At 70.5% G+C, this 24,827-nt stretch carries 22 protein-coding genes and 1 pseudogene; 18 read left to right on the forward strand and 5 right to left on the reverse strand.

Annotation, left to right across the window (positions count from 1 at the left end):
* The first annotated feature begins 45 nt into the window (after nt 1-45).
* On the forward strand, nt 46-2,271 hold the full coding sequence (locus tag ACQUQF_RS07445) for an ATP-dependent DNA helicase (protein WP_435177622.1): 2,226 nt from the start codon (nt 46-48) through the stop codon (nt 2,269-2,271).
* An 80-nt stretch (nt 2,272-2,351) separates the two neighbouring features.
* Nucleotides 2,352-5,036 (forward strand): PAS domain-containing protein, encoded by a 2,685-nt coding sequence (locus tag ACQUQF_RS07450; protein ID WP_435177296.1) that lies wholly within the window; start codon nt 2,352-2,354, stop codon nt 5,034-5,036.
* A gap of 73 nt (nt 5,037-5,109) precedes the next feature.
* Here the strand turns inward: ACQUQF_RS07450 and ACQUQF_RS07455 are convergent, their stop codons facing one another.
* Nucleotides 5,110-5,616 (reverse strand): 2'-5' RNA ligase family protein, encoded by a 507-nt coding sequence (locus ACQUQF_RS07455; RefSeq protein WP_435177298.1) that lies wholly within the window; start codon nt 5,614-5,616, stop codon nt 5,110-5,112.
* Nucleotides 5,617-5,774: 158 nt separating this feature from the next.
* On the opposite strand from ACQUQF_RS07455, the gene ACQUQF_RS07460 reads away from it, so the two are divergent.
* From ACQUQF_RS07460 to argF, 10 genes are all read left to right on the forward strand, one after another.
* Nucleotides 5,775-7,535: an ATP-binding protein gene (locus tag ACQUQF_RS07460; RefSeq protein ID WP_435177300.1), complete on the forward strand. Its 1,761-nt coding sequence runs from the start codon at nt 5,775-5,777 to the stop codon at nt 7,533-7,535.
* 367 nt (nt 7,536-7,902) lie between these two features.
* Entirely contained in the window at nt 7,903-9,156 is a 1,254-nt protein-coding gene (locus ACQUQF_RS07465; RefSeq protein WP_435177302.1) for an argininosuccinate synthase, read from the forward strand.
* A gap of 1 nt (nt 9,157) precedes the next feature.
* Nucleotides 9,158-10,708 carry an argininosuccinate lyase gene (argH, locus tag ACQUQF_RS07470; protein ID WP_435177304.1) on the forward strand — a complete coding sequence of 517 codons (1,551 nt, stop codon included), beginning with the start codon at nt 9,158-9,160 and terminating at the stop codon, nt 10,706-10,708.
* A 172-nt stretch (nt 10,709-10,880) separates the two neighbouring features.
* A complete protein-coding gene (lysW, locus tag ACQUQF_RS07475) occupies nt 10,881-11,045 on the forward strand; it encodes a lysine biosynthesis protein LysW (protein ID WP_435177306.1) in 165 nt (54 codons plus the stop codon).
* A gap of 1 nt (nt 11,046) precedes the next feature.
* Complete coding sequence (gene lysX, locus ACQUQF_RS07480; protein ID WP_435177308.1) at nt 11,047-11,928, forward strand: lysine biosynthesis protein LysX; 882 nt, start codon at nt 11,047-11,049, stop codon at nt 11,926-11,928.
* Nucleotides 11,928-13,010, forward strand: a complete 1,083-nt coding sequence (gene argC, locus ACQUQF_RS07485) for an N-acetyl-gamma-glutamyl-phosphate reductase (protein WP_435177310.1) — start codon at nt 11,928-11,930, stop codon at nt 13,008-13,010. The genes lysX and argC overlap by 1 nt, the downstream gene beginning before the upstream one ends.
* Entirely contained in the window at nt 13,007-14,023 is a 1,017-nt protein-coding gene (locus ACQUQF_RS07490) for an acetylglutamate/acetylaminoadipate kinase (RefSeq protein WP_435177312.1), read from the forward strand. The genes argC and ACQUQF_RS07490 overlap by 4 nt, the downstream gene beginning before the upstream one ends.
* Nucleotides 14,020-15,159 carry an aspartate aminotransferase family protein gene (locus ACQUQF_RS07495; protein ID WP_435177314.1) on the forward strand — a complete coding sequence of 380 codons (1,140 nt, stop codon included), beginning with the start codon at nt 14,020-14,022 and terminating at the stop codon, nt 15,157-15,159. Before ACQUQF_RS07490 ends, ACQUQF_RS07495 begins: the two co-directional genes overlap by 4 nt.
* Nucleotides 15,156-16,265 (forward strand): [LysW]-lysine hydrolase, encoded by a 1,110-nt coding sequence (locus ACQUQF_RS07500; protein ID WP_435177315.1) that lies wholly within the window; start codon nt 15,156-15,158, stop codon nt 16,263-16,265. Before ACQUQF_RS07495 ends, ACQUQF_RS07500 begins: the two co-directional genes overlap by 4 nt.
* Nucleotides 16,262-17,230, forward strand: coding sequence for an ornithine carbamoyltransferase (argF, locus tag ACQUQF_RS07505; RefSeq protein ID WP_435177317.1), 969 nt, complete (start codon nt 16,262-16,264; stop codon nt 17,228-17,230). The genes ACQUQF_RS07500 and argF overlap by 4 nt, the downstream gene beginning before the upstream one ends.
* Before the next feature lie 21 nt (nt 17,231-17,251).
* Here the strand turns inward: argF and ACQUQF_RS07510 are convergent, their stop codons facing one another.
* The gene (locus tag ACQUQF_RS07510; protein ID WP_435177319.1) at nt 17,252-18,901 is read right to left on the reverse strand and encodes a bacterio-opsin activator domain-containing protein; all 1,650 of its coding nucleotides are present in this window, start codon (nt 18,899-18,901) and stop codon (nt 17,252-17,254) included.
* Between the two features lie 129 nt (nt 18,902-19,030).
* On the opposite strand from ACQUQF_RS07510, the gene ACQUQF_RS07515 reads away from it, so the two are divergent.
* From ACQUQF_RS07515 to ACQUQF_RS07530, 4 genes and pseudogenes are all read left to right on the forward strand, one after another.
* On the forward strand, nt 19,031-19,711 hold the full coding sequence (locus tag ACQUQF_RS07515) for a TasA family protein (protein ID WP_435177624.1): 681 nt from the start codon (nt 19,031-19,033) through the stop codon (nt 19,709-19,711).
* A 4-nt stretch (nt 19,712-19,715) separates the two neighbouring features.
* A complete protein-coding gene (locus ACQUQF_RS07520; RefSeq protein ID WP_435177320.1) occupies nt 19,716-20,405 on the forward strand; it encodes a hypothetical protein in 690 nt (229 codons plus the stop codon).
* 3 nt (nt 20,406-20,408) lie between these two features.
* Nucleotides 20,409-20,864 carry a signal peptidase I gene (locus ACQUQF_RS07525; RefSeq protein WP_435177322.1) on the forward strand — a complete coding sequence of 152 codons (456 nt, stop codon included), beginning with the start codon at nt 20,409-20,411 and terminating at the stop codon, nt 20,862-20,864.
* Between the two features lie 89 nt (nt 20,865-20,953).
* A pseudogene (locus tag ACQUQF_RS07530) lies at nt 20,954-21,106 on the forward strand (ornithine carbamoyltransferase); the annotation flags it as partial.
* Between the two features lie 48 nt (nt 21,107-21,154).
* On the opposite strand, the gene ACQUQF_RS07535 reads toward ACQUQF_RS07530, so the two are convergent.
* A complete protein-coding gene (locus ACQUQF_RS07535) occupies nt 21,155-21,289 on the reverse strand; it encodes a hypothetical protein (RefSeq protein WP_435177324.1) in 135 nt (44 codons plus the stop codon).
* Between the two features lie 241 nt (nt 21,290-21,530).
* On the opposite strand from ACQUQF_RS07535, the gene ACQUQF_RS07540 reads away from it, so the two are divergent.
* Nucleotides 21,531-22,379 carry a manganese catalase family protein gene (locus ACQUQF_RS07540; protein ID WP_435177326.1) on the forward strand — a complete coding sequence of 283 codons (849 nt, stop codon included), beginning with the start codon at nt 21,531-21,533 and terminating at the stop codon, nt 22,377-22,379.
* Between the two features lie 89 nt (nt 22,380-22,468).
* Here the strand turns inward: ACQUQF_RS07540 and ACQUQF_RS07545 are convergent, their stop codons facing one another.
* Nucleotides 22,469-22,933, reverse strand: coding sequence for a hypothetical protein (locus ACQUQF_RS07545; RefSeq protein WP_435177328.1), 465 nt, complete (start codon nt 22,931-22,933; stop codon nt 22,469-22,471).
* A 313-nt stretch (nt 22,934-23,246) separates the two neighbouring features.
* Here ACQUQF_RS07545 and ACQUQF_RS07550 point away from each other — a divergent pair, with 313 nt between their 5' ends.
* Nucleotides 23,247-24,278 carry a CapA family protein gene (locus tag ACQUQF_RS07550; protein ID WP_435177330.1) on the forward strand — a complete coding sequence of 344 codons (1,032 nt, stop codon included), beginning with the start codon at nt 23,247-23,249 and terminating at the stop codon, nt 24,276-24,278.
* Between the two features lies 1 nt (nt 24,279).
* On the opposite strand, the gene ACQUQF_RS07555 is transcribed toward ACQUQF_RS07550, so the two are convergent.
* Nucleotides 24,280-24,747: a DUF6789 family protein gene (locus ACQUQF_RS07555; RefSeq protein ID WP_435177331.1), complete on the reverse strand. Its 468-nt coding sequence runs from the start codon at nt 24,745-24,747 to the stop codon at nt 24,280-24,282.
* Between the last annotated feature and the right edge of the window lie 80 nt (nt 24,748-24,827).

A 24,827-nucleotide genomic window follows, 5' to 3' on the forward strand; every position in this document is an offset into this window, starting at 1 on the left:
CCCGTGCCGAGCAAACCCCCTCGCGTGGCAGAGACCAACGGGTACATGCGATTCTTCCCCTACGAGGAGCCCTACGAGAACCAGCGGGAGGCGATGGACCGCATCTACAACTCCTTCTCCCGCGGGCAGGACGTGCTCTTCGAGGGGGCCTGCGGGACGGGCAAGACGCTGTCGTCGCTGGTGCCCGCGCTGGAGTTCGCCCGCGAGGAGGACAAGACGGTCGTCATCACGACCAACGTCCACCAGCAGATGCGCCAGTTCGTTGCCGACGCCCGTGCCATCACCCGGGAGGAGCCCATCCGGGCGGTGGTGTTCCGGGGGAAGGGGTCGATGTGCCACATCGACGTGGGGTTCGAGGAGTGCCAGGTGCTCCGGGACAACACCTACGAGGTGGTCGACGCCGAGCGGGACCTGGCGGAGTTAGAGGAGCGGCAGGGAGAGCTGCTGGAGCAGAGCCAGCGGGGCGACGAGCGCGCGGCCGAGGCCCGGAGCGCGGTCATGGACGAGCTCGAACAGGTCCAGAAGCGCGTCGAGAGCCTCAAGGAGACCAACACCTGCGAGTACTACTACAACAACCTGGTCGGCGACAACGACGAGTTCTACTCGTGGCTCTACGACGACGTCCGCACGCCCGACGACATCTACGATTACGCCGAGGAGCGCCAGCTCTGCGGGTACGAGCTGCTGAAGGACGGGATGGAGGGCGTCGACCTGGTGGTCTGCAACTACCACCACCTGCTCGACCCGATGATCCGCGAGCAGTTCTTCCGGTGGCTCGGCCGCGACCCCGAGGACGTCATCACCATCTTCGACGAGGCCCACAACGTCGAGGACAACGCCCGCGAGCACGCCACCCGGACGCTGACGGAGAACACCCTCGACTCGGCGCTCGACGAGCTCCAGGACGCCGACGACGCCCGGAGTGAGCCCGCCTACAACGTCATCTCGGCGTTCCGCCGGGCGCTGGAGGAGACCTACGAGGACGCGTTCGGGTTCGGGAGCGAGGCGCGGAGCGCCTCGTCGAAGACGAGCGGGCGACGCCCGCGAGTCGACCGCGAGCAGGTCGGCGGCGACTGGGAGGACGTCTCCATCACCAACGAAGACAAGCGTGACGACCTCACGCTCAACTTCCTCCAGCAGTACACCGGCAAGGGCATCGACACCGAGCTCGACCTCGCGGTCCACCTGGGCCGCGATTTGGACGAGGAGTACGAGGAGGCCTACAAGAACGGCGAGTCCACCACCCGCGAGGAGTGCCAGACCCTCCGGGCCGCGACCTTCATCCAGTCGTTCATGGACGAGAGCGCCGAGCTCGGCCAGTACCCCGTGGTGTCGGTCCGGCGCGACGAGGGCACCGACGAGGTGTACGGCCGGGCCGAGCTCTACACCTGCATCCCGCGGGAGGTCACCGAGGAGCTGTTCGGCGAGGTGTACGCCACGGTGCTGATGAGCGCGACCCTCCGGCCGTTCGACGTGATCGGCGACGTGCTGGGGCTCGACGACCCGGTCGAGATCGCCTACGGCCTCCAGTTCCCCGAGGAGAACCGCCGGACGTTCGCGGTCGAGACCCCCGCGCTGTTCGCCAGCGAGCGCGACGACCCCGACACCCAGGCCGCCATCGCGGGCGTCCTGCGCGACGCCGTGCGGTTCACGGCGGGCAACACCCTCCTCTTCTTCCCGAGCTACGCCGAGGCCGAGCGCTACCACGACCGGCTCTCCCGGGAGTTCGGCGGGGACGGCGCGGGGACGACGCTGCTGATGGACGAGCCCGGCACCGCGGTCGAGGACCTCCGGAAGCGGTTCGTCGAGGACGACGACGCCGCGCTGTTCACCTCGCTGTGGGGCACCCTCGCGGAGGGCGTCAGCTTCGACGGCGACGAGGCCCGGACCGTGGTCGTGGTCGGCGTCCCCTACCCCCACCTCGACGACCGGATGGAGGCGGTCCAGGAGGCGTACGACCGGACGTTCGCCGACCGGTCGGGCCGCGACTCGGGCTGGGAGTACGCCGTCGAGATCCCGACCATCCGGAAGACCCGCCAGGCGCTGGGCCGGGTCATCCGGTCGCCCGACGACTTCGGCGTCCGGGTGCTGGTCGACAAGCGCTACACCGAGGCCGGGACGCGCGAGATGGGCAAGTACAGCGTCCGGGAGACGTTCCCGCCCGAGGAGCGCGCCGAGATGCTCGACGTCGAGGCCGAGAAGCTGAAGTTCGCGATGCTCAACTTCTACTCCGACATGGACGCGTGGACCGGCGACCCGCCGACGCCGTGAGAGCGGGGTCGAACCCCGGACCGAACGGGGCCGATTCCACGGCGAACGTTTTAGGGCGCGACCTGCTAACGGGGGAGTAGATGGACCCGTCCAGCGAGGCGAACGGGGAACCGCAGACCCGGATCCGGCAGCAGGAGGTCGTGGCCGAGCTCGGTCAGCAGGCGCTCGAGACCGAGAGCCTCGACCAGTTGTTGCGCGACGCCGCCGACGCCGTGGCCCGGACGCTCGGGACCGACTACGCGGCGGTGTTCGAGTTCTCGCACGGGACCGACGGCGCGGTGCTCCGGGCGGGCGCCGGCTGGCCCGAGGGGCTCGTCGGCGCCGCGACCGTCCCGGCCGACGCGGACTCGCATCTGGGCCGCGTGCGCCGCCGGCGGGAGCCGGTCGTCGTCGACGACCTGCGGGCCGACGAGCCGTTCTCCGGGTCCGAGCTGTTCGCCGGCCGGGGCGTCACCGGCGCCGTCGGCGCTCCCGTCGGGTCGGGCGACGACACGTGGGGCGTGCTTGGCGTCTACGCGACCGACCGGCGGGAGTTCACCGAGTACGACGCCACCTTCGTCCGGAGCGTGGCGAACGTGCTCGCGTCGGCCGCCGAGAACGAGCGGACGAGGAGCCAGCTCGAGGAGATATACGGCCGCATCTCCGACGCCTTCTTCGCGCTCGACGAGGACTGGCGGTTCACGTACCTCAACGAGCGGGCCCACGAGCTCATCAACCCCGGCGGTCGGGAGCTGGTCGGCAGGAACGTCTGGGAGGCGTTCCCCGAGGCCGTCGGTCGCGAGTTCAAACCGAAGTACGAGCGGGCGATGTACGAGCAGGAGACCGTCGCGTTCGAGGAGTACTACCCCGAGCCGCTGGACGCGTGGTTCGAGGTGCGGGCCTACCCCTCCGAGAGCGGGCTGTCGGTGTACTTCCGGGACGTCACCGAGCGCCACGAGCGCGAGCAGGAGCTCCAGCTGTTCCGGACCCTGCTCGACCACTCGACCGACAGCGTGCTCGTCATCGACCCGGAGACTGGCCGGTACCTCGACGCCAACGACACCGCCTGCCGGCGCCGGGGCTACTCCCGCGAGGAGTTCCTGACGCTGTCGGTCCCGGACGTCGAAACCGAGATCGACGACCGGGAGGAGTGGCGGTCGTTCGTCGAGGAGCTGCGGACGGCGGGCGGCCGGATAACGTTCGACGGGCGCCACAGGCGAAGGGACGGCACGACCTACCCGGTCGAGGTCAACGCCTCCTACGTCGAACTCGACCGGGAGTACGTCCTCGCCGTCTCGCGAGACGTCACCGAGCGCCACGAGCGCGAGCAGGAGCTCCGCGAGAAGGAGCGGCGGTTCGAGGCGGTCTTCGAGGACCCCAACATCCTGGTCGGGCTGCTCGACCCGGACGGCACCGTGCTCGATATCAACCAGACCGCGATGGAGTACATCGACGCCGACCTCGAGGCGGTCACCGGCGAACTCTTCTGGGAGACACCCTGGTGGGGCGAGGGCGAGGAGATTCGCTCGGACGTCCGGGAGTGGACCGAGCGCGCCGCGGCCGGCGAGTACGTGAACTTCGAGGCCGACCTCACCCGGCCCGACGGCGAGCGGTACACCCTCAACGGGGTCTTCCGGCCGGTCACGGACGACGACGGGGAGGTCGTCTCGGTGCTGGTGTCGGACCGCGACATCACCGAGCGCCGGGCGTACGAGCGCCGGCTCGAACGGAGCGAGCAGCGCTACCGCACGCTGGCCGAGTCGTTCCCGAACGGCGTGGTCACGCTGTTCGACGGGGACCTGCGGTACACGCTCGCGGCTGGCCGGGCGTTCGAGGACCTGCCGGTGTCGCGGGCCGACATCGAGGGCCGGACGCCCGACGAGGCGTGGGGCGAGGAGGTCGGCGACGCGCTCGAACCGTCGATGCGGGCCGCGCTGGACGGCGAGGAGACGGCGGTCGAGCTCTCGTACGTCGGCCGGGACTGGCTCGTCTACGTGGTGCCCATCACCGACGAGGACGGCGACGTGTTCGGCGGGATGACGATGGCCCAGGACATCACCGAGCGCAAGGAGTACCAGCAGCGACTGGAGAGGACGGTCGAGAAGCTCGAGGAGTCGAACGAGCGGCTCGAGTCGTTCGCCAGCATGCTGGCCCACGAGCTGCGCAACCCCGTCCAGATCGGCCAGATCTACGGCCGCCAGCTCCCGGAGGAGGCGGCGCCCGAGGCGGTCGACTACGTGACCGAGGCGTTCGACCGCATCGAGGACATGATCGACGTCATGCTGGTGCTGACCCGCGGCCGCGACGCCCTCGACGAGCAGACGGAGGTGGACCTCGCGGCGGTGGCGCGGGAGGCGTGGGACGAACTGGACACCCGCGACGCGACCCTGACGGTCGCCATCGACGACAGGATACAGGCCGACGAGACGTACGCGCGCCACCTGTTCCGCAACCTGTTCGAGAACGCCGTGGAGCACGGCTCCACGAGCCCTCGCTCGCAGGCTCGCGAGAACGCCGTGGAGCACGGCGGGGGCGACGTCACCGTCACGGTCGGCGAGCTCCCGACCGGGTTCTACGTCGAGGACGACGGCGTCGGCATCCCGCCCGACGAGCGCGACGCGGTGCTTGAGGCGGGCTACACCACCACGGCCGGCCAAGGGGGGACCGGGCTCGGCCTGGCGTTCGTCAAGGAGCTCGCGGACGTCTACGAGTGGGACGTCGCGGTGACCGAGAGCGACGCCGGCGGGGCGCGCTTCGAGTTCACGGACGTCCCGCGCACGGAGTGATCCGGTCGGCAGGTCCACCGGCGGCGACCTCTCGTCCACCGGGGCCTGCCGACCCGACCGCGCTCGCCCGGAGTTACGCCGGCAGCGGGAAGTCGGCGACCTCCTCCTCGTACTCGGCGTCCCAGAGCACCAGTCGGGTGGCGGTCCAGGTCACCGGTTCGACCTCGCGCTCGGCGACCCGGCGGGCGGTCCCGACGTCGCCGCCACGGGCCAGCGTGACGTGGGGCACGTAGTCGTCGCCCTCGAACGCCTCGACGACCGAGAACCGCTCGACCAGTCGGTCGTGGACCCGCCGGAGGCCCGGGCTCTCGACCGCGAGGTAGACCACGGGCCCCTCGCCAAGCGGCGGGTCGGCGAAGTAGTCGATGCCCGAAATCCGGAGCTCGAAGGCCGGCGCGCCGGCCAGCGCCGTCCGGACCTGTTCGCGGAGGCGGGCGGGCCCGCCCGGCGGTTCGTCGCCGAGGCGCTTGCAGACCAGCCCCCGGCGCTCCCGGACGGCGTCGAAGTCGAGCAGCGCGGGCCGGAGCTCCTCGGCGAGGCGCTCGACCGCGCCGGGAAGCGGGACGTTGAGGCTGTACACTGCCGGGGAGTCGGTCGGCGCGGGCCAAGAGGGTGACGGTCGGGCGGGCGGCGCGCGGTCGACCGGGGGCCAGCGACGGGGCTAGCCGGGCCGGACGGCCGCCGACAGACCGCTCGGCCGACCACACTTATCTGGTTCCGGACCTTCGAACAGGTGAGATGGAGGGGGCTGGCAACGCGGGCCGAGTGCTGTACGTCGGCGACCCGCCGGGCGCCGCCGACTTCGCCGAAGCGATCGACGAGGCGGGCCTCGCAGTGACGCGTGTGAGCCACCGGTCGGCCGCGCTCGACCGGCTGGACGCCGACTCGTTCGACTGCGTCGTGGGCGACGTGGCCGACGGCCTCGCCCTGCTCGACGCCGTCCGGGACCGTTACCCCGACCTCCCCTACGTGTACGTCGCGGACGACGGCGACGACGACGCCGACGAGGCGCTGGCGCGGGGCGCGACCGACTACCTCGAACGCCGGGGCGACCGCGACCAGCGCGACCTGCTGGTCGCCCGGGTGGTGAACGCCGCGTCGCGCCGGGACGGCGACGCGCCGACCGGATCGGACGACCGCGAGTGCGGCGCCGACGACGAACCCGACCGGGAGCGCGTGCCTGACGACGCCGGCTCCTGGGAACACGAATCGTCGCTCCGGGAGCTCTACCGGACCGCCTCGAACGCCGACCTCGACGCCGAGCGGAAGCGCCACCGCATGCTCGAACTCGGTCGGGAACGGCTGGGGGTCGACGTGGGGTTCGTCTCGCACATCGAGGACGGGACCATGGAGATCGTCGACGCGGTGGGGTCCCACGAGCTGCTCCAGTCCGGGCAGACCGCTCCGCTGGCCGACACCTACTGCCGGAAGACCATCGAGGCCGACGAACCGCTGAGCGTCGCGGACGCCGAGTCCGAGGGGTGGCGCGACGACCCGGCCTACGAGACGTACGGCCTGGGCTGTTACGTCGGCGCGAAGCTGTTCGTGGACGACGAGCTCTACGGCACGGTCTGCTTCGCCGACCGCGCGTCCCGGAGCCGGTCGTTCTCCGAGAACGAGCGGCTGTACGTCGAGCTCATCTCCCAGTGGCTGGGCTACGAGCAGGAGCGGCTGGTCGACGAGCGGGCGCTCCGCGAGCAGAACCGCCGGCTCGAGGAGTTCGCCAGCGTGGTGAGCCACGACCTGCGCAACCCGCTGAACGTCGCCCGGATCTACCTGACCATGGCCGAGGAGACCGGCGACGAGGCCGACTTCGAGCAGGTCCGGTGCGCCCACGACCGGATGGAGCAGCGCATCCGGAACCTGCTCGCGCTGGCCCGGGGCGGCGACGGGCCGGGCGACGTCGCCGACCGCGACCTCTCGGCGGTCGCGACCGCGGCGTGGGAGAACGTCGAGGCCGACGGCGCCGCGCTCGACACCGAGGGCGAGCTGACGGTCGCGGCCGACCGCGAGCGCCTCCAGCGGCTGCTGGAGAACCTGTTCCGGAACGCCGTCGAGCACGGCTCGACCGGCCCTCACTCGCACGCTCGCGGGGACGTTCATCAGACGGAATCTGATGCAGCCAATCGGAACGCGAAGCGTTCCGAGGATGCCGCGGAGCGCGACTCTGCGGGCAGTCGGTCGTCGGCCGACGACGCGAGAGAGCGCGACGGGGCCGTGACCATCCGGGTCGGCCCCCTCGACGGCGGCGAGGGGTTCTACGTGGCCGACGACGGGCCCGGCATCCCCGAGGACCGCCGGGAGTCGGTGTTCGAGCACGGCTACTCGACCGTCGACGGCGGCACCGGGCTGGGGCTGGCCATCGTCCGGCGGGTCGCGGAGGCCCACGACTGGAGCGTCTCGGTCGGCGAGAGCGAGGCCGGCGGCGCGCGCTTCGAGGTCCGGTGGTCGGGCGACGAGTCCGCCGACGAGTCGGACGCGACCGACGCGGACGAGTGACCGGCGAAGGCTAGCGGAGTGACCGGCAAAGTCCGGACGGTTGACAGCGGATACCTCCTCTCCATGCCAGAGAGTAACTTGCACTTGTACGCCGGTTGACTGCAATGCTTGCCGACCCGATAGAGTTTAAACCCCTCGGGACGCAAGGGTAAGTCGATGACAGGGACTCGCGGTCCGGGAGCGCTCGCCTGCGCTACCGAGAGCCGCGCGTCCGTCTCCGTTCTCCCGCCGCGACGACGACCGGGGTCCCTTTAGACCCCACCCTATCCTCATCCCCCGACTTTACCGAGTTTGCCGCTGACGACGTCACGCGTATCGTCCGCGAACCGACTTTCGAACACGACACACGACACCAACCCACACCACCATGACAGACAACTCGACCGTCGCGCTCGCCTTCTCGGGCGGACTCGACACCACGGTCTGCGTCCCGCTGCTCGAAGAGGAGTACGACTACGACGAGGTCATCGGCGTCACCGTCGACGTCGGCCAGCCCGCCGAGGAGTTCGACGAGGCCGAGGAGACCGCCGAGGCGCTCGACCTCGACCACTACGTCGTCGACGCCAAGGACGCGTTCGCCCAGCAGTGCCTCGACGCCGTCAAAGCCAACGCGACCTACCAGGGCTACCCGCTCGGCACCGCGCTCGCGCGCCCAGTCATCGCCGAGGCGATCCTGGAGGTCGCCGAGGAGAACGACTGCGACGCCATCGCTCACGGCTGCACCGGCAAGGGCAACGACCAGCTCCGGTTCGAGGCGGTCTGGCGCGAGTCGGACCTGGAGGTCATCGCGCCCGTCCGCGAACTCGGCCTGACCCGCGAGTGGGAGATGGAGTACGCCGCCGAGAAGGACCTGCCCGTCGAGGGCGGTAACGAGGGCGACTGGAGCATCGACACCAACCTCTGGAGCCGGTCGGTCGAGGGCGCGGACCTCGAGGACCCCGGCTACGTCCCGCCGGAGGACATCTACGAGTGGACCGAGACGCCCGGCCAGCAGGAGATCGAGACCATCGAGATCGCCTTCGAGGAGGGCCACCCGGTCGCGGTCGACGGCGAGGAGCTGCCCGCGGTCCAGCTCATCGAGCACCTCAACGACCTCGCGGGGAGCCACGGCGTGGGCCGCACCGACATGATGGAGGACCGCATGCTCGGGCTGAAGGTGCGCGAGAACTACGAGCACCCCGCCGCCACGACCCTGCTCAACGCCCACGAGGCGCTGGAGGGGCTCGTGCTCACCGAGGAGGAGCGCGCGTTCAAGCAGCAGGTCGACCAGCAGTGGGCCGAGAAGGCCTACGAGGGCCTGCTGTCGGCGCCGCTCGTGGACGCGCTCGACGGCTTCGTCGACGCGACCCAGCAGAAGGTCACCGGCACCGTGACCATCAAGTTCGAGGGCGGCCAGGCCCGCCCGGTCGGCCGCGAGAGCGAGTACGCGGTGTACTCCGAGTCGGCCGCCTCGTTCAACACCGAGTCGGTCGACGGCATCGCCCAGAGCGACGCGACCGGCGTGGCGAAGTACCACGGCTTCCAGTCGCGGCTCGCCAACCAGGTCGCCGCGGACGCCGAGGCCAAGAAGGCCGAGCTACTGACCGACGGCTCCGGCGACGACGAGGAGACGGAGGAGTAGAATGACCGAGGAGGAATCCGCGAGTAGCGAGGAACGTAGTTCCTCGGACAGCGCGAGCGGCGGAGCCGCGAGCGACGTGGTGCGCCGCGACCGCTTCAGCGGCGGCCCCGCCCGCGGGTTCCTCTCCTCGATGGCCGACGACGAGCGCATCTTCGCGGCCGACCTCGCGGTCGACCGCGCCCACGTCGTCATGCTGGCCGAGCAGAGCATCGTCGGCGGCGACGAGGCCGCGACCATCCTCGACGCCCTCGACGACGTGGAGTCGGCGGGCTTCGACGCTCTCCCTGACGGCGAGGACGTCCACGCCGCCATCGAGACCGCGGTCATCGACCGGGTCGGCGACGTGGGCGGCAAGATGCACACCGCCCGGTCGCGCAACGACGAGGTGGCGACCTGCATCCGGTACCGGCTGCGCGAGGACGCGCTCGACGCCGTCGAGGCGACTCTCGGGCTCCGCAAGTCGCTGGTCGAGGTCGCCGACGCGCACGCCGAGACCGTGATGCCCGGCTACACCCACCTCCAGCCCGCCCAGCCCACCACGGTGGGCCACTACCTGCTGTCCTACGAGCAGGCGATCGCCCGCGACACCGCGCGGCTGTTCGACGCCTACGACCGGGTGAACCGGTCGCCGCTGGGCGCGGCCGCGTTCGGCGGGACCCCCTTCGACGTGGACCGCGAGCGCACCGCCGAACTGCTCGGGTTCGACGGGCTGGTCGGGAACTCGATGGACGCGGTGTCGACCCGCGACTTCCTCGTGGAGGTCGTCGCCGCGCTCGCGAACCTCGCCACGACCGTCTCCGGCCTGGCCGAGGACCTCGTGGTGTTCTCGAACAAGGGGCTGGTCGAGCTCTCGGACGACTACTCGTCGACCTCCTCGATCATGCCCCAGAAAAAGAACCCCGACACGCTCGAGCTCGTGCGGGCGACCGCCGGCGACGCCGCCGCGGGGCTCAACGGCCTGCTCACGACGCTGAAGGGGCTGCCCCGCGCGTACAACCGCGACCTCCAGAACGCCACGCCCCACGCCTGGGCGACCGTCGACGCGGTCGACGAGGCGGTCGCGGTCGCGGCGGGCGCGGTCTCGACCGCGACGTGGGACGAGGACGCGCTGGCCGCGGCGGCCGGCGAGGGGTTCTCGACCGCCACGGGGGTCGCCGACCTGCTCGCGATGCAGGGGATTCCCTTCAGGAACGCCCACGAGATGGTGGCTAGCGCGGCGCAACGCGCCGCGGAAGACGCGAGCGGTGAAACCGCGAGCGCCGCGAGCGAATCCGGCGCCGACTACGCCGCGCTCGACGCGGCGGCCCGGGAGGTCCTCGGCGACTCGCTCGACTCCTACGTCGACCGCGAGGCGGTCGAGACCGCGCTCGACCCCGCGGCCAGCGCGGCGGCCCGCGACTCGCCCGGCGGCCCCGCGCCCGAGGCGGTCGCGGCGGGCCTGTCGAGCGCCGAGGAGGGAGTCGCCGGCGACGAGGCGACCCTGGCCGACGCCCGCGAGGCGCTGGAGGAGGCCGACGCCTTGCTCCGACGGGAGGTGAGTCAGCTTGTCTGAGGGCCCACCGGTCCCGCGAGGGACCCAATTTATATACCTCCGAAGCACGACACCGGCTTCGGCCTGACGCGATATTTGCCCGTTTCACGCCGTTAGAGCCGTCTTTTTTCGATGTAATCGTTTTAACATTTTCGATGCCTTTAAGTGGTAACGTGAGATACTACAGACTGCCATGACCGAATGCGTCGAGTGCGGGGCGGACGTGACCCTGCACGACAATGCGGAGGTCGGAGAGATAGTCGACTGCACCACGTGCGGCGCCGAGCTGGAAGTCGTCGACCAGAACCCGCCAGTCCTCGAGCGAGCCCCGGAGCTCGAAGAGGACTGGGGGGAGTAAATTGCAGGTCGGAATACTCTACTCCCGGATCCGCAAGGACGAGAAGCTGCTCCTCTCGGAGCTGCGCGACCGCGGCCACGACGTGGTCAAGATCGACGTCCGCGACCTCCAGTTCGGGCTGACCGAGGCCCCCGAGGTGTTCGCGGACCTCGACGTCGTCGTGGACCGGTGTCTCGCGACCAGCCGGAGCCTCTACGCCACCAAGTTCTGTGAGGCGTACGGCGTGCCCGTGGTCAACTCCGCGGCGACCGCCCAGACCTGCGCCGACAAGGTCCAGAACAGCCTCGCGCTGGCCGGCGCCGGCGTCCCCACGCCCGCGACCGACGTGGCGTTCACCAAGGAGGCCGCGATGGAGAGCATCGAGAAGTTCGGCTACCCCTGCGTCCTCAAGCCCGTCGTCGGGTCGTGGGGGCGCCTGATGGCGAAGATCGACTCCCGGAGCGCGGCCGAGGCCATCTTGGAGCACAAGGCCACCCTGGGCCACTACGAGCACAAGGTGTTCTACGTCCAGGAGTTCGTCGACAAGCCCGGCCGCGACGTCCGGGTGCTCGCGACCGACGGCGAGCCCGTCGCCGCGATGGTCCGGTCCTCGGACCACTGGCTCACCAACGCCGCGAAGGGCGCCGAGACCGAGGCCTTCGAGCTCGACGAGGAGGCGGAGGCGCTCGTCAAGGCCGCCAGCGACGCGGTCGGCGGCGGGCTACTCGGCGTCGACCTGATGGAGACCGGCGGCGACGGCGCCGACTACACCGTCCACGAGGTCAACCACACCGTCGAGTTCAAGTCGCTGAACGGCGCGACCGACGTCGACGTCCCCGCCAAGGTGGTCGACTGGCTCGAAGCCAAGGCCGCGCAGGGGACGAAGCAGGAGGTGATGGCCTGATGCCCATCACCGACTCGGCGGCCGACGACGCGACCGGGGCCGACGAGACGGTCACCGCCAGCGTCGTCGGCGGGAGCGGCTTCGCGGGCGGCGAGCTCCTGCGCATCCTCGCCGGGCATCCCGACTTCGAACTGGCTGGTGCGACCAGCCGCGAGTACGCCGGCAAGTCGGTGGGCTCGGTCCACCCGAACCTCCGGGGGACCGACCTCCGGTTCTCCGACCCGGCGGACCTCGACGCGGTGGACGTCCTGTTCGCGGCGACGCCACACGGCGTCTCGATGGAACAGATAGACGAGTTCTACGAGGTCGCCGACACCGTGGTCGACCTCAGCGCCGACTTCCGGCTGAACACCGTCGAGCAGTACGAGGAGTGGTACGACGGCCACGACGCGCCCGAGTACCTCGACGAGGCGGTGTACGCGCTGCCGGAGCTCCACCGCGAGGACCTGCCCGGCGCCGACCTCATCGCGGCCGGCGGCTGCAACGCCACCGCGACCATCCTGGGCCTCTACCCGCTGTTCGACGGCGGCATCCTGGACGGCGGCGAGCAGATCGTGGCCGACGTGAAGGTCGGCTCCTCGGAGGGCGGCGCCGGCGCGAGCAAGGCCGGCAGCCACCCCGAGCGCTCGGGCGTGGTCCGGCCGTACGCGCCGACCGGCCACCGCCACGAGGCCGAGATCGAGCAGGAGCTGGGCGCCTCGGTCTCGTTCACGGCCCACGCCGTGGACATGGTCCGGGGCGCGGCCGCGACCTGCCACGTGTTCCCCGACGGCCCCGTCTCGAAGGGCGACCTCTGGTCGGCCTTCCGGGGCGCCTACGACGACGAACCCTTCGTCCGGCTCCAGTCGGGCGGCGGCGGGGTGTATCGCTACCCCGAGCCCAAGGCGGTCGCCGGGACGAACATGGCGGAGGTGGGATTCGAACTGGACCCCGGCAACAAGCGCCTCGTGGTGTTCAGCGCCATCGACAACCTCGTGAAGGGGACGGCCGGGCAGGCGGTCCACGCCGCCAACGTCGCGCTCGGCTTCGACGAGACCGCCGGCCTCGACTTCCAGGGACTCCACCCGGTGGGAAGCCCATGACCGGAGATAGCTACACGAAGGCGGAACTCGAAGCGGCCCACGAGCGGCTCATCGACAACGACCTCGGCGACGACGGGTTGCGGACCGACGGCGGTGAGCGCGAGCGGAGCGAGCGCGAGCCTCGTCAGACGCTGTCTGACGGCGGAGTCGCCGGCAAAGACGGAGACGAGGACCACAGCCCGCCCATCGTCGTCAAGATCGGCGGCGCGCGGGCCGTCGACCCCGCCGGCGCGCTCGCCGACGTGGCCCACCTCGTCGCGAACGGCGAGGACGTGGTGGTCGTCCACGGCGGCTCGACCGCGGTCGACGACACGCTCGAACGGCTGGGCGAGGAGCCCGAGTACGTCGAGACCCCCGGCGGCGTCGTCGGGCGGTTCACCGACGAGACCACGATGGAGGTGTTCGAGATGGTGCTGCCCGGCAAGCTCAACACCGACCTCGTCGCCGGCCTCCAGAACGAGGGCGTCGACGCGGTCGGCCTGTCGGGCGTCGACGGGCAGCTCCTGACCGGCCCGCGCAAGTCGGCGGTCAAGGTGCTCGAGGACGGCCGCAAGAAGATCAAGCGCGGCGACCACTCCGGCAAGATCGAGGCGGTCGACGCCGACCTGCTGGAGACGCTGTTCGCGGGCAACTACGTCCCGGTCGTCACGGTGCCGATGCTGGCCGAGGAGAAGAACGGCGACCTGACGCCGGTCAACGCCGACGCCGACCGCGCGGGCGCCGCCATCGCGGGCGCACTCGGCGGCGAGCTCGTCGTGCTGACCGACGTGGCGGGCGTCTACGAGGACCCCGACGACCCCGACTCGCTCATCGAGTCGGTCGGGACGCCCGCAGAGCTCGACGCGGCCGAGGAGGCCGCCGAGGGGTTCATGACGAAGAAGGTCATGGCCGCCGTCGAGGCGCTGGAGGGCGGCGCGGCCTCGGTGACGGTCGCCGACGCCAACAACCGCGACCCCATCACGGCCGCCAGGACCGGCCACGGGACCGAGTTCGAACCGGGGGCCGTGAGATGACGGGCTCGTTCGTCTACTCCGAGAAACCTATCCGGATCGAGCGCGGCGAGGACGTCCACCTCTACGACGAGTCGGGCAACGAGTACCTCGACTTCGGCGCGAGCTACGGCGTCGCCGCGGTCGGCCACTGCCACCCCGAGGTCGTCTCGGCCGTGCAGGAGCAGGTCGAGAAGCTGACGTTCGTGCAGGCCAGCTACCCGAACTCCGCCCGTGACGCGCTCTACGAGAAGCTGGCGGCGGTCGCGCCCGGCGACCTCAAGAACGTCTGGCTCTGCAACTCCGGCACCGAGGCCAACGAGGCGGCCCTGAAATTCGCCCGGAGCGCCACCGGCAACTCCAAGGTCGTCGCGGCCCAGCGCGGCTTCCACGGCCGGACGATGGGGTCGCTGGCCGCGACCTGGAAGCCCAAGTACAAGAAGCCGTTCGAGCCCCTCGCCGGCGACTTCGAGTTCGTGCCGTACGGCGACGAGGCGGCGCTGGCCGAGGCCGTCGACGACGAGACGGCCGCGGTGCTGCTCGAACCCGTCCAGGGCGAGGGCGGCGTCAACCCCGCGCCGGAGGGCTACCTGGAGGCGGCCCGCGAGGTCACCGAGGAGACCGGCGCGGCGCTGATCTTCGACGAGATCCAGACCGGCCTCGGCCGGACCGGCGCGCTGTGGGCCTGCGAGAAGCGCGGCGTGGTGCCCGACGTGCTCACCTCCGCGAAGGGGCTGGGCGGCGGGCTCCCCGTCGGGGCGACGCTCTGTGCGGACTGGGTCGCCGAGGAGTCGGGCCCCCACGGGTCGACGTTCTCGGGCGGCCCGGTCGTGAGCGCGGCCGCCGAGGCCACGCTGGAAGTCATCGCCGAGGAGAACCTGCCGGAGAACGCCGCCGACGTGGGGCGCCACCTCCAGTCGAAACTGGGGGGTTCCGAGCTACCGATCGACACGGTCAGGGGCGAGGGGCTGCTGCTCGGCGCGGAGGTCGGCCGCGGCGCCAACAGCGTGCTGAAGCGGCTGGCGATGAACCACGGGGTGCTGGCGCTGCCCGCCGGCCGGACCGTGGTGCGGCTGCTCCCGCCGCTGACCGTCACGGAGTCCCACGCCGACGAGGTCGTCGAGGCGCTGGAGAGCGCACTCGCGGAGGTGTCGGCGTGAGCACCAGCGCCGACGCCGCCGTGAGCGACGAGGCGGCCCGCGAGCTGCTGGTCGACCTCGTGGACGTCCCCTCGCCCACCGGCGAGGAGCGCGAGTGCGCCGAGCGCCTCGTCGCCTTCTTCGAGGAGCGGGGCCGCGAGGCGTGGCTCGACGAGGTCGGCAACGTCCGGGCGCCCGCCGACGACTCGGTCCTGCTGACCTCGCACATCGACACCGTGCCGGGCGACATCCCGGTGCGCGTCGAGGAGACCGAGGACGACGACGGGAACCCCACCGAGGAGCTGTGGGGCCGCGGGAGCGTCGACGCCAAGGGCCCGCTCGCGGCGATGGCCGCGGCGGCGGTCGAGACCGGCGTCAGCTTCGTCGGCGTGGTCGGCGAGGAGACCGACTCCCGGGGCGCCCGCTTCCTGGTCGAGGACCGCGACGAACCCGACGCCGTGGTCAACGGCGAGCCCTCGGGCTGGGACGGCCTGACCCTGGGCTACCGGGGGTTCCTGGCGGGCGAGTACGCCGTCACCACCGACTCGGGCCACACCTCCCGGCCCGACGCGAACGCGATCCAGCAGGCGATGCGGTGGTGGCAGGCGGTCGAAGACGCGTTCGCCGAGGGAGGCGACGACGAGAGCGAGGCCGGAGACGACGCCGACGAGACGCCCGTCTTCGAGCAGGTGACGGTCAAGCCCGTGGAGTTCGCGGGCGGGACCGCAGCCGACGGACTCTCGGTCGAGGCGAACGTCGAGGCGCAGTTCCGGATTCCGCCGGGCGAGACGGCGGCGGGGATCCGCGAGACGGTCGAGGCCGAGCTGGCGGCGGGCGACATCGAGTGGGCGGAGCCGATTCCGCCCGTCATGGAGACGCCCCGCAGCGAGGTGGCGCGAGCGTTCCGAGCCGCGATCCGACGAGTCGGGGGCGACCCCCGACTCCTCCGCAAGACCGGAACCAGCGACATGAACCTCTACGCCGGGGCGTGGGACTGCCCGATGGCGACCTACGGCCCCGGCGACTCGGACCTGGACCACGCGCCGAACGAACGCCTCGACCTCGGAGGGTTCGACCGGGCCGTCGACGTGCTGACGGCCGTCTCCGAGGACCTCGCCGACGCATGAGCAACGACACGACCCAGCCCGCGGCAGACGCCGCGGCACCGACCGCCGAATCGCCAGCCAGCCAGTTCCTGACGATTGACGACGTCTCGGCCGACGAACTCGCCGAGATCCTGTCGACCGCCGGGGAGCTGAAGGTGGCTCACCACACCGGCACGGCCCACGCCGTCCTGCCGAACCGGACGCTCGCGATGCTGTTCGAGAAGCCCAGCACCCGGACCCGGGTGTCGTTCGAGACCGGGATGACCCAGCTGGGCGGCCACGCCGTCTACCTCGGGCCCGACACCACCCACTTCGACCACGGCGAACCGATCGCCGACACCGCCCGGGCGCTCTCGCGGTACGTCGACGCCGTGATGGCCCGCGTGTTCGACCACGCCGCGCTGGAGGAGATGGCGGCCCACGCCGCGGTGCCGGTGGTCAACGGGCTCTCGGACGACGCCCACCCGTGCCAGACGCTCGCGGACCTGTTCACCATCTACGAGCGCTTCGACGGCTTCGAGGACGTGTCGGTCGCGTGGGTCGGCGACGGCAACAACGTCGCCCGGTCGTTCGCGGTCGGCGCCGCGATGGTCGGGCTCGACCTGACGATGGCGACGCCCGAGGGGTACGGCCCCGGCGAGGACGTCCTGGCGCGGGCCGACGCCCAGGGCGAGGCGCCCGACGTGGTCCGCGACCCCGAGGCCGCCGTCGAGGGCGCCGACGTCGTCTACACCGACGTCTGGGTCAGCATGGGTCAGGAGGACGAGCGCGAGGCCAAGCTCGCGGACTTCGAGGGGTTCCAGGTGAACGACGACCTGCTGGCGGCCGCGCCCGACGCCGACGTGATGCACTGCCTGCCCGCCCACCGCGGCGAGGAGATCACCGGCGACGTGCTCGACGGCGACCGGGCGGTCGTCTGGGACCAGGCCGAGAACCGGATGCACACCCAGAAGGCGCTGCTGACCCACTTGCTCGACGTGGAGTGACTGTCTCGCCGCGGCGAACGTTCACGACTGGGAGTAGACGAACCCCTCCTCGTCGAAGAACTCCGCCAGCAACTTCCGCTCGGCCGCCCGGAGGTGTTGGAGGAACGTCGGTTGTGCAACTCCGAGCGTGTCCGAGACGTCCTCGCCGGTGTTCTCGCGCGGCCACTCGAAGAATCCCCCGTAGTACGCGGTCTGGAGCGCCTCGTGTTGTCGGTCCGTGAGTCGCTTCTCCAGCAGCGAACGATACTCGTGGGGCGTCTGGAGCCGTCGCGTGTGTTCGTGGCGGGCTAGGAGTTCGGTGTCGGGGTAGGCCGACAGCACGCGTTCGACGAAGGACCGAACTGCTCCGGTCGCCGGGAGTTCGACCGTCGCGCGCCCGGATCCCGATTCGACGCTGACCGAGCGCAACGCCGCTCCGAGTTCCGCGAGGTGCTCGGCGAGCGACGACTCCGACAGCGTCACCCGAACGAGTCGCTCGTCCTCACGCTCCGCGATGAGGGTCGCGTCGGCGATTTCGGGGTGGTCGTCGGCCGCGGCCCGGAGTTGATCGAGGGTCGACCCCGACGTTTCGAGGAACAGTCGGAGGGCGTCGTCGCGGTCGAGGAACAGCCCGGCCAACTCCAGCCGACAGTCGGCGCGTTCGGAGAGCCACACGAGGACCATCCCCGAGTCCCGGAGTCGGAACTCCAGTTCGACCACCGCGTCGGTCATGAGCGCGCGGCGGTGTTCGGCGGCACTCAGCGCCGCGCCGACCGCCACGCCGAGGCCGTCGAGTATCGCGTCCGCGTACGGACCGAACGCGCGTCGCCGGTCGGCGTACACCGCCGCGACGCCGTAGAGGGCGTCACCGTGAGCCACCGGGACGAGTGCGAGCGACCGGTACCCCCGTTCGCGGGCACCGACCGCTTCCGGACCCGATTCCGCGTCTATCGGGTCGACGACTGCGACCTCGTGAGTCGAGACCACGGACTCGAACGCGGTACCGAACGCGCCGTCTGGCGAGAGTTCGACCGTCCGGAGGTAGTCGTCGTCGACGCCGGCCCACACCTCCGGAACGGCCGACCCCCGTCCCGGCCGGTAGTCGCCGTACCAGGCCAGCGCGTAGCCGTCGACCGCCGCGAGCCGCTCGCAGAACAACCTGACGGTCTCCTCCCCCGACGGGGACCGCGCCAGAGCGTCGCCGACGGATTCGACCAGCCCGACGAGTCGGTCGAGCGTCCGCTCCGTTCGGTCGACGGTGGGGTCGGGACCGCGGTCGTTCGCTCGACGGACGCGGTCTGCTCGTTCCAGTGCAGTCCGGAGTTCGTCCGCGAGGAGGCGGACTACCGCGAGGTCGTCGTCTTCGAAGCGGCCGGGAACGACCAACGCACCGCTGTCGTCCATCGGAAGGACTCGCTCGGTACCGTCGAACACGCCATCCTCGGCGACGACGACGGACTCGCCTTGAAGAACCGCTCTCCACGCCGGATGGTCGCGGTCCGAGAGGTCCTCGCTGTCGAGGCCGACGAACCGCAGCGTCTGCATTCGTTCGTCAGCCAGCAGGACCGCGGCCCGGTCGACCCCGAGCACGTCGCACACGGCCTCGACGCCGCGGTGGGCGACCGCGCGACGGTCGTCGGCTTCGAGGTGACCCCGCCAGCGACGGATCGCGTCGAGGACGTCTGAGCTCATCGGTCGTCTCCTCAAGGTAACGTTTCCGATATAAACCTATTGTTATAGGTGGTTAGAGACCAGTTCCCCTATTCTGATAGGGGGCGGTTATTTTCACCGCTACTGAGAACCGATAGGTCGTGGTTGGTTATGAACGTCCGAAGAATCCTCGCGAACGCGAGCCGTCGGGAAGTGCTACTGTCGCTCCTCGTCGTGGGAGTAGCTAGCTCGGCGCTCGGTGCCGTGACGTGGGCGCACTTCTCCGACAGCGACGCCAGTAGGAGCAACGCTCTGGAAGCGGGGACCTTGGACGTCACGCTCGACGGTGCCAACGGGCAGACGGCATCGTTCTCGCTGACGAACGCCAGGCCAGCCGACTCGACGCGTCACAACTTCACGCTCAGAAACGTCGGATCCACCGCCGGGAACCACGTCGAGGTCACCCTCTCGTTCTCGGAGAACGACACCCGGACCGAGCCCTCCGATCCGGACCTCGGCACCGAGTTGGACGCGAACGCCACCGCGAGCCACGTCCGGGTCACGCAGCTCGTGTACAAGGACGACTCGGGGACGGTGATCGAGAATCCGTTGTCGAACGTCTCCGACGACAACAACAACGGTATCAAGGACCTCGATGATGTCCGAAACCAGGCCGGAACGCTCGACAATCTGCGCGCTCCGAAGCCTAACGGTGCCTCCGAGACGTATCTCGTCATCGGCGTCCGGATAGCCAACGACGACGACGCGTTCACCGGAACCGACGAGGACATCATGGCCGACGGGGTCGACGTGAAGATCACCGTCACGCTGAACCAGGACAGTAGCCAGTAAGCGCATGTCCGACCTCGTCCGTGACGCCGCACTCGTCGCTGTCGTGTTCTCGGTCCTCGCACCGGCTACGGCCGTCGCACTACTGACTGACACCGGAGCGGCGGGGAACAACGGCGTCTCCGGCGGGGTGCTCGACCTGAAACTCTCGGAGGTCGGTCCCCCGACGCAGGACGGGACGGCGGACGAGCGGACCGCCGACGACGTAGTCGACACGTGGGAGGACAGGTCCCACGCCACGGACGGCTCCGAGATCGTCGAGAACGAGTTGGCGCTGAACAACTCGGCCTCCTCGATCGCCGCCGACCGGGTCAACGTCACCGTCGCCTTCGCCGAGAACGACACCGACCTCGGTTCCGGCGGCAACGCCAACGCGACCGCCCGCACCGTCGAGGTAACGAGGTTCGTCTACGACGGTACGGACCTGGTTGGGTCGTCGCTGACCGACATGAACGGGAACGGTATTGTGGACGTCGCTGACACGACCAACGGCTCCAACGCGGAGAACCTCTCGTCGTTGTCCGGCGTCGGGGCGAGCGGGATCGTCTCGGTGAACGCCAGCCTCTCCGGACGGGCGGACCTGCTCAGCGGCGTCGGCTCGGCCGACGGCATCGACGTCGAGGTCCGAATCCGGGTTCACGCCCGCGGTTACGCCGACCGTGACGTCAGCCGCAACAACACCATCAGGTATCAGTAAGCCATGCGCAAACGCGTCAGACTCGCGGCCGTCGCACTGGTCCTCACACCGGTCGCCGCGCAGGTCGCGTTCGCCCTCCTCCCCGGATTCGCCAGCTACGCCGTCGCGAGCGGAAGCATGGAGCCGACGGTCGACCGGGGGTCGGTCGTCTACGTCCGGGCGACGGACGAGTACGCGACGGGCGACGTGTTAACGTACGTACGAGGCGGGCGAGTCGTGACCCATCGCGTCGTCGAGACGACGCCGGAGGGGTACGTCACCAAGGGCGACGCCAACGACGAACCGGACGACGGGCTGGTCGAACGGAACCGCGTCGTCGGAGAGGTGATTGCGAGCGTACCGCTGTACGGCTATCCGGTCGCGTTCGCGCAGTCCGGCGTCGGGCGGGTCGCGCTCGTCGGCGTTCCGGCGGCCGCGCTGCTGGTCGTCGAAATCCGACGGCTTCGACGAATCTGGTGACGTCCGGCCTCGACCTGACGATGGCCACGCCGGAGGGGTACGAACCGGGCGACGACGTGCTCTTGCGCGAGCCGATACACAGAGCTCCCGACGTCGGGGTGATGCACTGCCTGCCCGCCCACCGCGGCGAGGAGATCACCGGCGACGCGCTCGACGGCGACCGGGCGGTCGTCTGGGACCAGGCCGAGAACCGGATGCACACCCAGAAGGCGCTGCTCACACACCTGCTCGACGCCGAGTGAGCCGGGTTCCGCTCGCCGCTCAGCTAATTCGCAGGCGGAGTCGCGGGCTCACTCGACGCCGAGGAGCTGGAGCGCCTGCCGGACGTGGAAGTTGATCTCGTCCATCTCGTCGGCCTCCAGCGCCGCTTCGAGGTGCTGGATCGCACCCTGCTCCACCTCGGACGTGGTCTGCGCGTCGGTCATACCGGTACCTCCCGCTCCACCTTTTTAAGCGACCGAGGACTACGCGAGGAACAACAGCCGTCGCCCGGGGCTCGACCCGCGGCGCGGACCGACGCGACCGGCCGACGCGACGACTCTGGTCGGCCTCGGGCGGTGGCGCGGCCCGGCGATAGCCTCACTAAACATTCAACTAGTGCGATATAAATGTCAACAGCCAAAACAGATTATGAGGGCGCTATCGTTGTGTGAGCCGGGTAAAACCGTGTTCTACCACGACAACGAACTCCAGTACGAAGTCGAGGTCGAGGAGCCGGACCCGTACTTCGCCAAGATGCTACAGGAGGCGATCGGCGGCGTCGAGGGGGAGATGCGGGTCGCGCTCCAGTACATGTTCCAGGCGTTCGGGCAGCCGAAGGAGAAGCAGGAGTACCGCAACCTGCTGATGGAGACCGCGGCCGAGGAGCTCGGTCACATCGAGATGCTGGCCACGGCGGTCACGAAGAACCTCGAGGGCGCGCCCGAGGAGATGCGCCGGGAGGCCCGCGAGAACGACGCCGTCATCGACGCGATGATGCAGGGCGGCCAGCCCCGTCAGGCGCTGTCGGCCGGGCTCCACGCGATGCCGGTCGACGCCAACGGCAACCCGTTCAGCGGGAACTTCATCGTCGCCAGCGGCAACCTCGCGGCCGACATGTACGCCAACATCATGGCCGAGTCGACCGGCCGGCTGCTGGCGACCCGGCTCTACGAGATGACCGACGACCCCGGCATGGAGGACATGCTGGCGTACCTCATCGCCCGGGACACGATGCACCAGAACCAGTGGCACGCCGCCCTCGAGGAGCTGGGCGAGACTGTCCCCGTGCCCGCCAGCTTCGACCAGGAGAAGGAGAACCAGGAGTACAACTACGAGTTCATGTCCACGTTCCGCGAGGAGCGCGAGAACCCCCACGAGCGGTGGACCGAGGGCGTGTCCATCGACGGGAAGAGCGAGTTCTCGTTCGGCACCCAGCCCGGCGGCGGCAACCCGCAGCTCGAGAAGGCGATCAAGGAGATGTACAACGAGGCCAGCAGCGGGGGCGGCGACGAGACCATCCAGAGCGGGGAGTAGCGAGACGATCCGAGCGGAGCGTAGCGGCGCCGAGTCGAGCGAAAATCGTCCTCCGAGTGGCGGACGGTCGACGGGAGCCCGGCGACCGGCTACGCCCGGCGGACGACCGCGAAGGCCGCGCCCAGGACCACGCCGTAGAGGACGTGGCCGGCGAGGTTGGCGAGACTGGGGCTCGGCACCGGCAGCACCCAGACCGCCCTGGCCGCGGTCCAGAACGCGTACGCGACGCCGACCGCCACCAGCCAGACCGCCGCCCCGTAGCCCGCGCCGAGCACCGCGCCGGTCACCGGTCGGTCGGCGTACTCGGCCGCGCGCGGCCAGGTGGCGACGCCGGCGTAGACGAGCGCGAACACGACGCTGTGGAACAGGTGGACCGCCCAGTCGGTCGCCAGCCGCTCGACGCCGCCGGGGCCGCTGACCGGCGGGAAGAGGCCGACCGCGAACTGGAGGTAGAGGCCGAAGGCGACCCCGGCCGCGAGGCCGGCGACCGCGCCGCCGACCCACCTGTGCGCGCCGCGGCGGTCGCGCCCGACCGCCGTCTCGGTTCTGGCCATCGGTTGAGACGTGGTACCGCGGCCCAAAAAATCGGCGCGTTCGTTCGGACGGTTCACGGCGACGGCGGAGAGTCACGACCGATTGCGGGCCGAAAGTTGTTATTTACTGATACCTTTGCAACAACGCGCCGACCGCCCCGCAGGGCGTCGTGCGCGGCGAACGCCACGTCCGGCAGGTACCGGAAACGCCGATTACCGCAGGCAGACACCGCGGCGCTGGTGCAGCCGCCGGGCCGGCCTACCGCCGGCGAGCCGGGACGAACCGGATACTTTTGCCGGGGGGTCTCCAAACGAAACGGAGGGGTGGAACCGGATGCCACGGCTCGGATTCACGGGCGACGTGATGCTCGGGCGGAAGGTCGACGAGCGCCAGCGCCGCGGCGGCCGGGCGCCGGCCGCGGTCTGGGGCGACCTGCTCGACCGCCTGCGGGGCCTCGACGGCCTGTTCGTCAACCTGGAGTGCTGCCTGTCGACCCGCGGCGAGCGGTGGACACGGACCCACCGACCGTTCCACTTCCGGGCTGACCCCGACTGGGCCGTGCCCGCGCTCGACGCGGCGGGGGTCGACTGGGCGAACCTGGCGAACAACCACCTCATGGACTACGGCGAGACCGCGCTGCGCGACACGTTCGACAGCCTCGACGCGGCGGGCATCGCCCGGTCGGGCGCCGGGCCGGACCGCGAGGCGGCCCGGGCGCCCGCGGTGGTCGAAATAGGCGATGCGGACGGCGTCGACGGTGCGGAGGTGAACGGCGACGACGACAGTCTCCGCGTCGCGTTCGTCTCGGCGACCGACAACACGCCGGAGTTCGCGGCGAGCGAGGACGGCCCCGGCACCGCCTACATCGACCTCTCGGAGGAGGCCGAGGCCCGCGAGACGACGGCGGAGATGCTGGCCCGCGCCCGGGAGACCGACCCCGACCTGCTGGTGGCCTCGCTCCACTGGGGGCCGAACATGGTCGAGGAGCCGCCCGACCACTTCCGGGCGTTCGGCCGGTGGCTGGCCGAGCACGGCGTGGACCTCGTCCACGGCCACAGCGCCCACGTCTTCCAGGGCGTCGAGGTCCGCGACGGGACGCCGATCCTGTACGACTGCGGCGACTTCGTGGACGACTACGCCGTCGACGACGACCTCCGGAACGACCGGAGCTTCCTGTTCGAGGTGACGGTCGACGGCGGCGAGGTGACCGAACTGCGCCTCCTGCCGACGGAGATCCGGGACTTCGCGGTCCACGAGGCGGGACGGGACGCCGCGACCTGGAGCCGGTCGCGGATGCGGGAGCTGTCGACGGAGTTCGGGACCGAGTTCGAGGCGGAGGGCGGGGAGCTGGTGCTACGGCTGTGACTCACAGGTCCCGGACGTACGGGAACGCGACGCCGAGCACGAGCCCGTAGACGACGTGACCGACGAGGCTCTGCACGTTCACGTTCGGGAACGGCGGGTCGGCGGGCGAGCCGACCGCGCCGAGCCAGACCGGCATGACGAGCACCGCCAGCGCGACCCAGAGGACGACACCGTACGCGACGCCGAGCGCCGCGCTCCGCCCGACGGACTCGGCGTACCGCGGGACCGCACCGACGACGGCGGCGAAGACGACGCCGAGGACGACCGAGTGGAACAGGTGGGCGACCCACCCGGCCCCGAGCCCCGACAGCCCGTACATCGAGGGGATGGCGACCCGGATGACGGGCCCCATCTGCATCGTGAGCATCGCGCCCATGACGACGCCCGCGAGGAGCCCGGCGAGGGCGCCGCCCCGCCACGCGAGCTGTTCGGTCGGCGCGTCGACTGCGGTGGTGGTTTCCGAAGCCATGTGCCGCGGTACACCTGCGCACGGCATAGCTGCTGGGCGAACGTGCGGTCGACTCACACAGACGAGGGAGTTCTAAGTGG

Source organism: Halorussus sp. AFM4 (assembly GCF_051194995.1).
Classification (GTDB): domain Archaea; phylum Halobacteriota; class Halobacteria; order Halobacteriales; family Haladaptataceae; genus Halorussus.

Coding starts and splice junctions, on each gene's coding strand:
- ACQUQF_RS07445 (WP_435177622.1), top strand. CDS start 46: ATGCGATTCTTCCCCTACGAGGAGCCCTACGAGAACCAGCGGGAGGCG.
- ACQUQF_RS07450 (WP_435177296.1), top strand. CDS start 2,352: ATGGACCCGTCCAGCGAGGCGAACGGGGAACCGCAGACCCGGATCCGG.
- ACQUQF_RS07460 (WP_435177300.1), top strand. CDS start 5,775: ATGGAGGGGGCTGGCAACGCGGGCCGAGTGCTGTACGTCGGCGACCCG.
- ACQUQF_RS07465 (WP_435177302.1), top strand. CDS start 7,903: ATGACAGACAACTCGACCGTCGCGCTCGCCTTCTCGGGCGGACTCGAC.
- argH (WP_435177304.1), top strand. CDS start 9,158: ATGACCGAGGAGGAATCCGCGAGTAGCGAGGAACGTAGTTCCTCGGAC.
- lysW (WP_435177306.1), top strand. CDS start 10,881: ATGACCGAATGCGTCGAGTGCGGGGCGGACGTGACCCTGCACGACAAT.
- argC (WP_435177310.1), top strand. CDS start 11,928: ATGCCCATCACCGACTCGGCGGCCGACGACGCGACCGGGGCCGACGAG.
- ACQUQF_RS07490 (WP_435177312.1), top strand. CDS start 13,007: ATGACCGGAGATAGCTACACGAAGGCGGAACTCGAAGCGGCCCACGAG.
- ACQUQF_RS07495 (WP_435177314.1), top strand. CDS start 14,020: ATGACGGGCTCGTTCGTCTACTCCGAGAAACCTATCCGGATCGAGCGC.
- argF (WP_435177317.1), top strand. CDS start 16,262: ATGAGCAACGACACGACCCAGCCCGCGGCAGACGCCGCGGCACCGACC.
- ACQUQF_RS07510 (WP_435177319.1), bottom strand. CDS start 18,901: ATGAGCTCAGACGTCCTCGACGCGATCCGTCGCTGGCGGGGTCACCTC.
- ACQUQF_RS07515 (WP_435177624.1), top strand. CDS start 19,031: ATGAACGTCCGAAGAATCCTCGCGAACGCGAGCCGTCGGGAAGTGCTA.
- ACQUQF_RS07520 (WP_435177320.1), top strand. CDS start 19,716: ATGTCCGACCTCGTCCGTGACGCCGCACTCGTCGCTGTCGTGTTCTCG.
- ACQUQF_RS07525 (WP_435177322.1), top strand. CDS start 20,409: ATGCGCAAACGCGTCAGACTCGCGGCCGTCGCACTGGTCCTCACACCG.
- ACQUQF_RS07535 (WP_435177324.1), bottom strand. CDS start 21,289: ATGACCGACGCGCAGACCACGTCCGAGGTGGAGCAGGGTGCGATCCAG.
- ACQUQF_RS07545 (WP_435177328.1), bottom strand. CDS start 22,933: ATGGCCAGAACCGAGACGGCGGTCGGGCGCGACCGCCGCGGCGCGCAC.
- ACQUQF_RS07550 (WP_435177330.1), top strand. CDS start 23,247: ATGCCACGGCTCGGATTCACGGGCGACGTGATGCTCGGGCGGAAGGTC.
- ACQUQF_RS07555 (WP_435177331.1), bottom strand. CDS start 24,747: ATGGCTTCGGAAACCACCACCGCAGTCGACGCGCCGACCGAACAGCTC.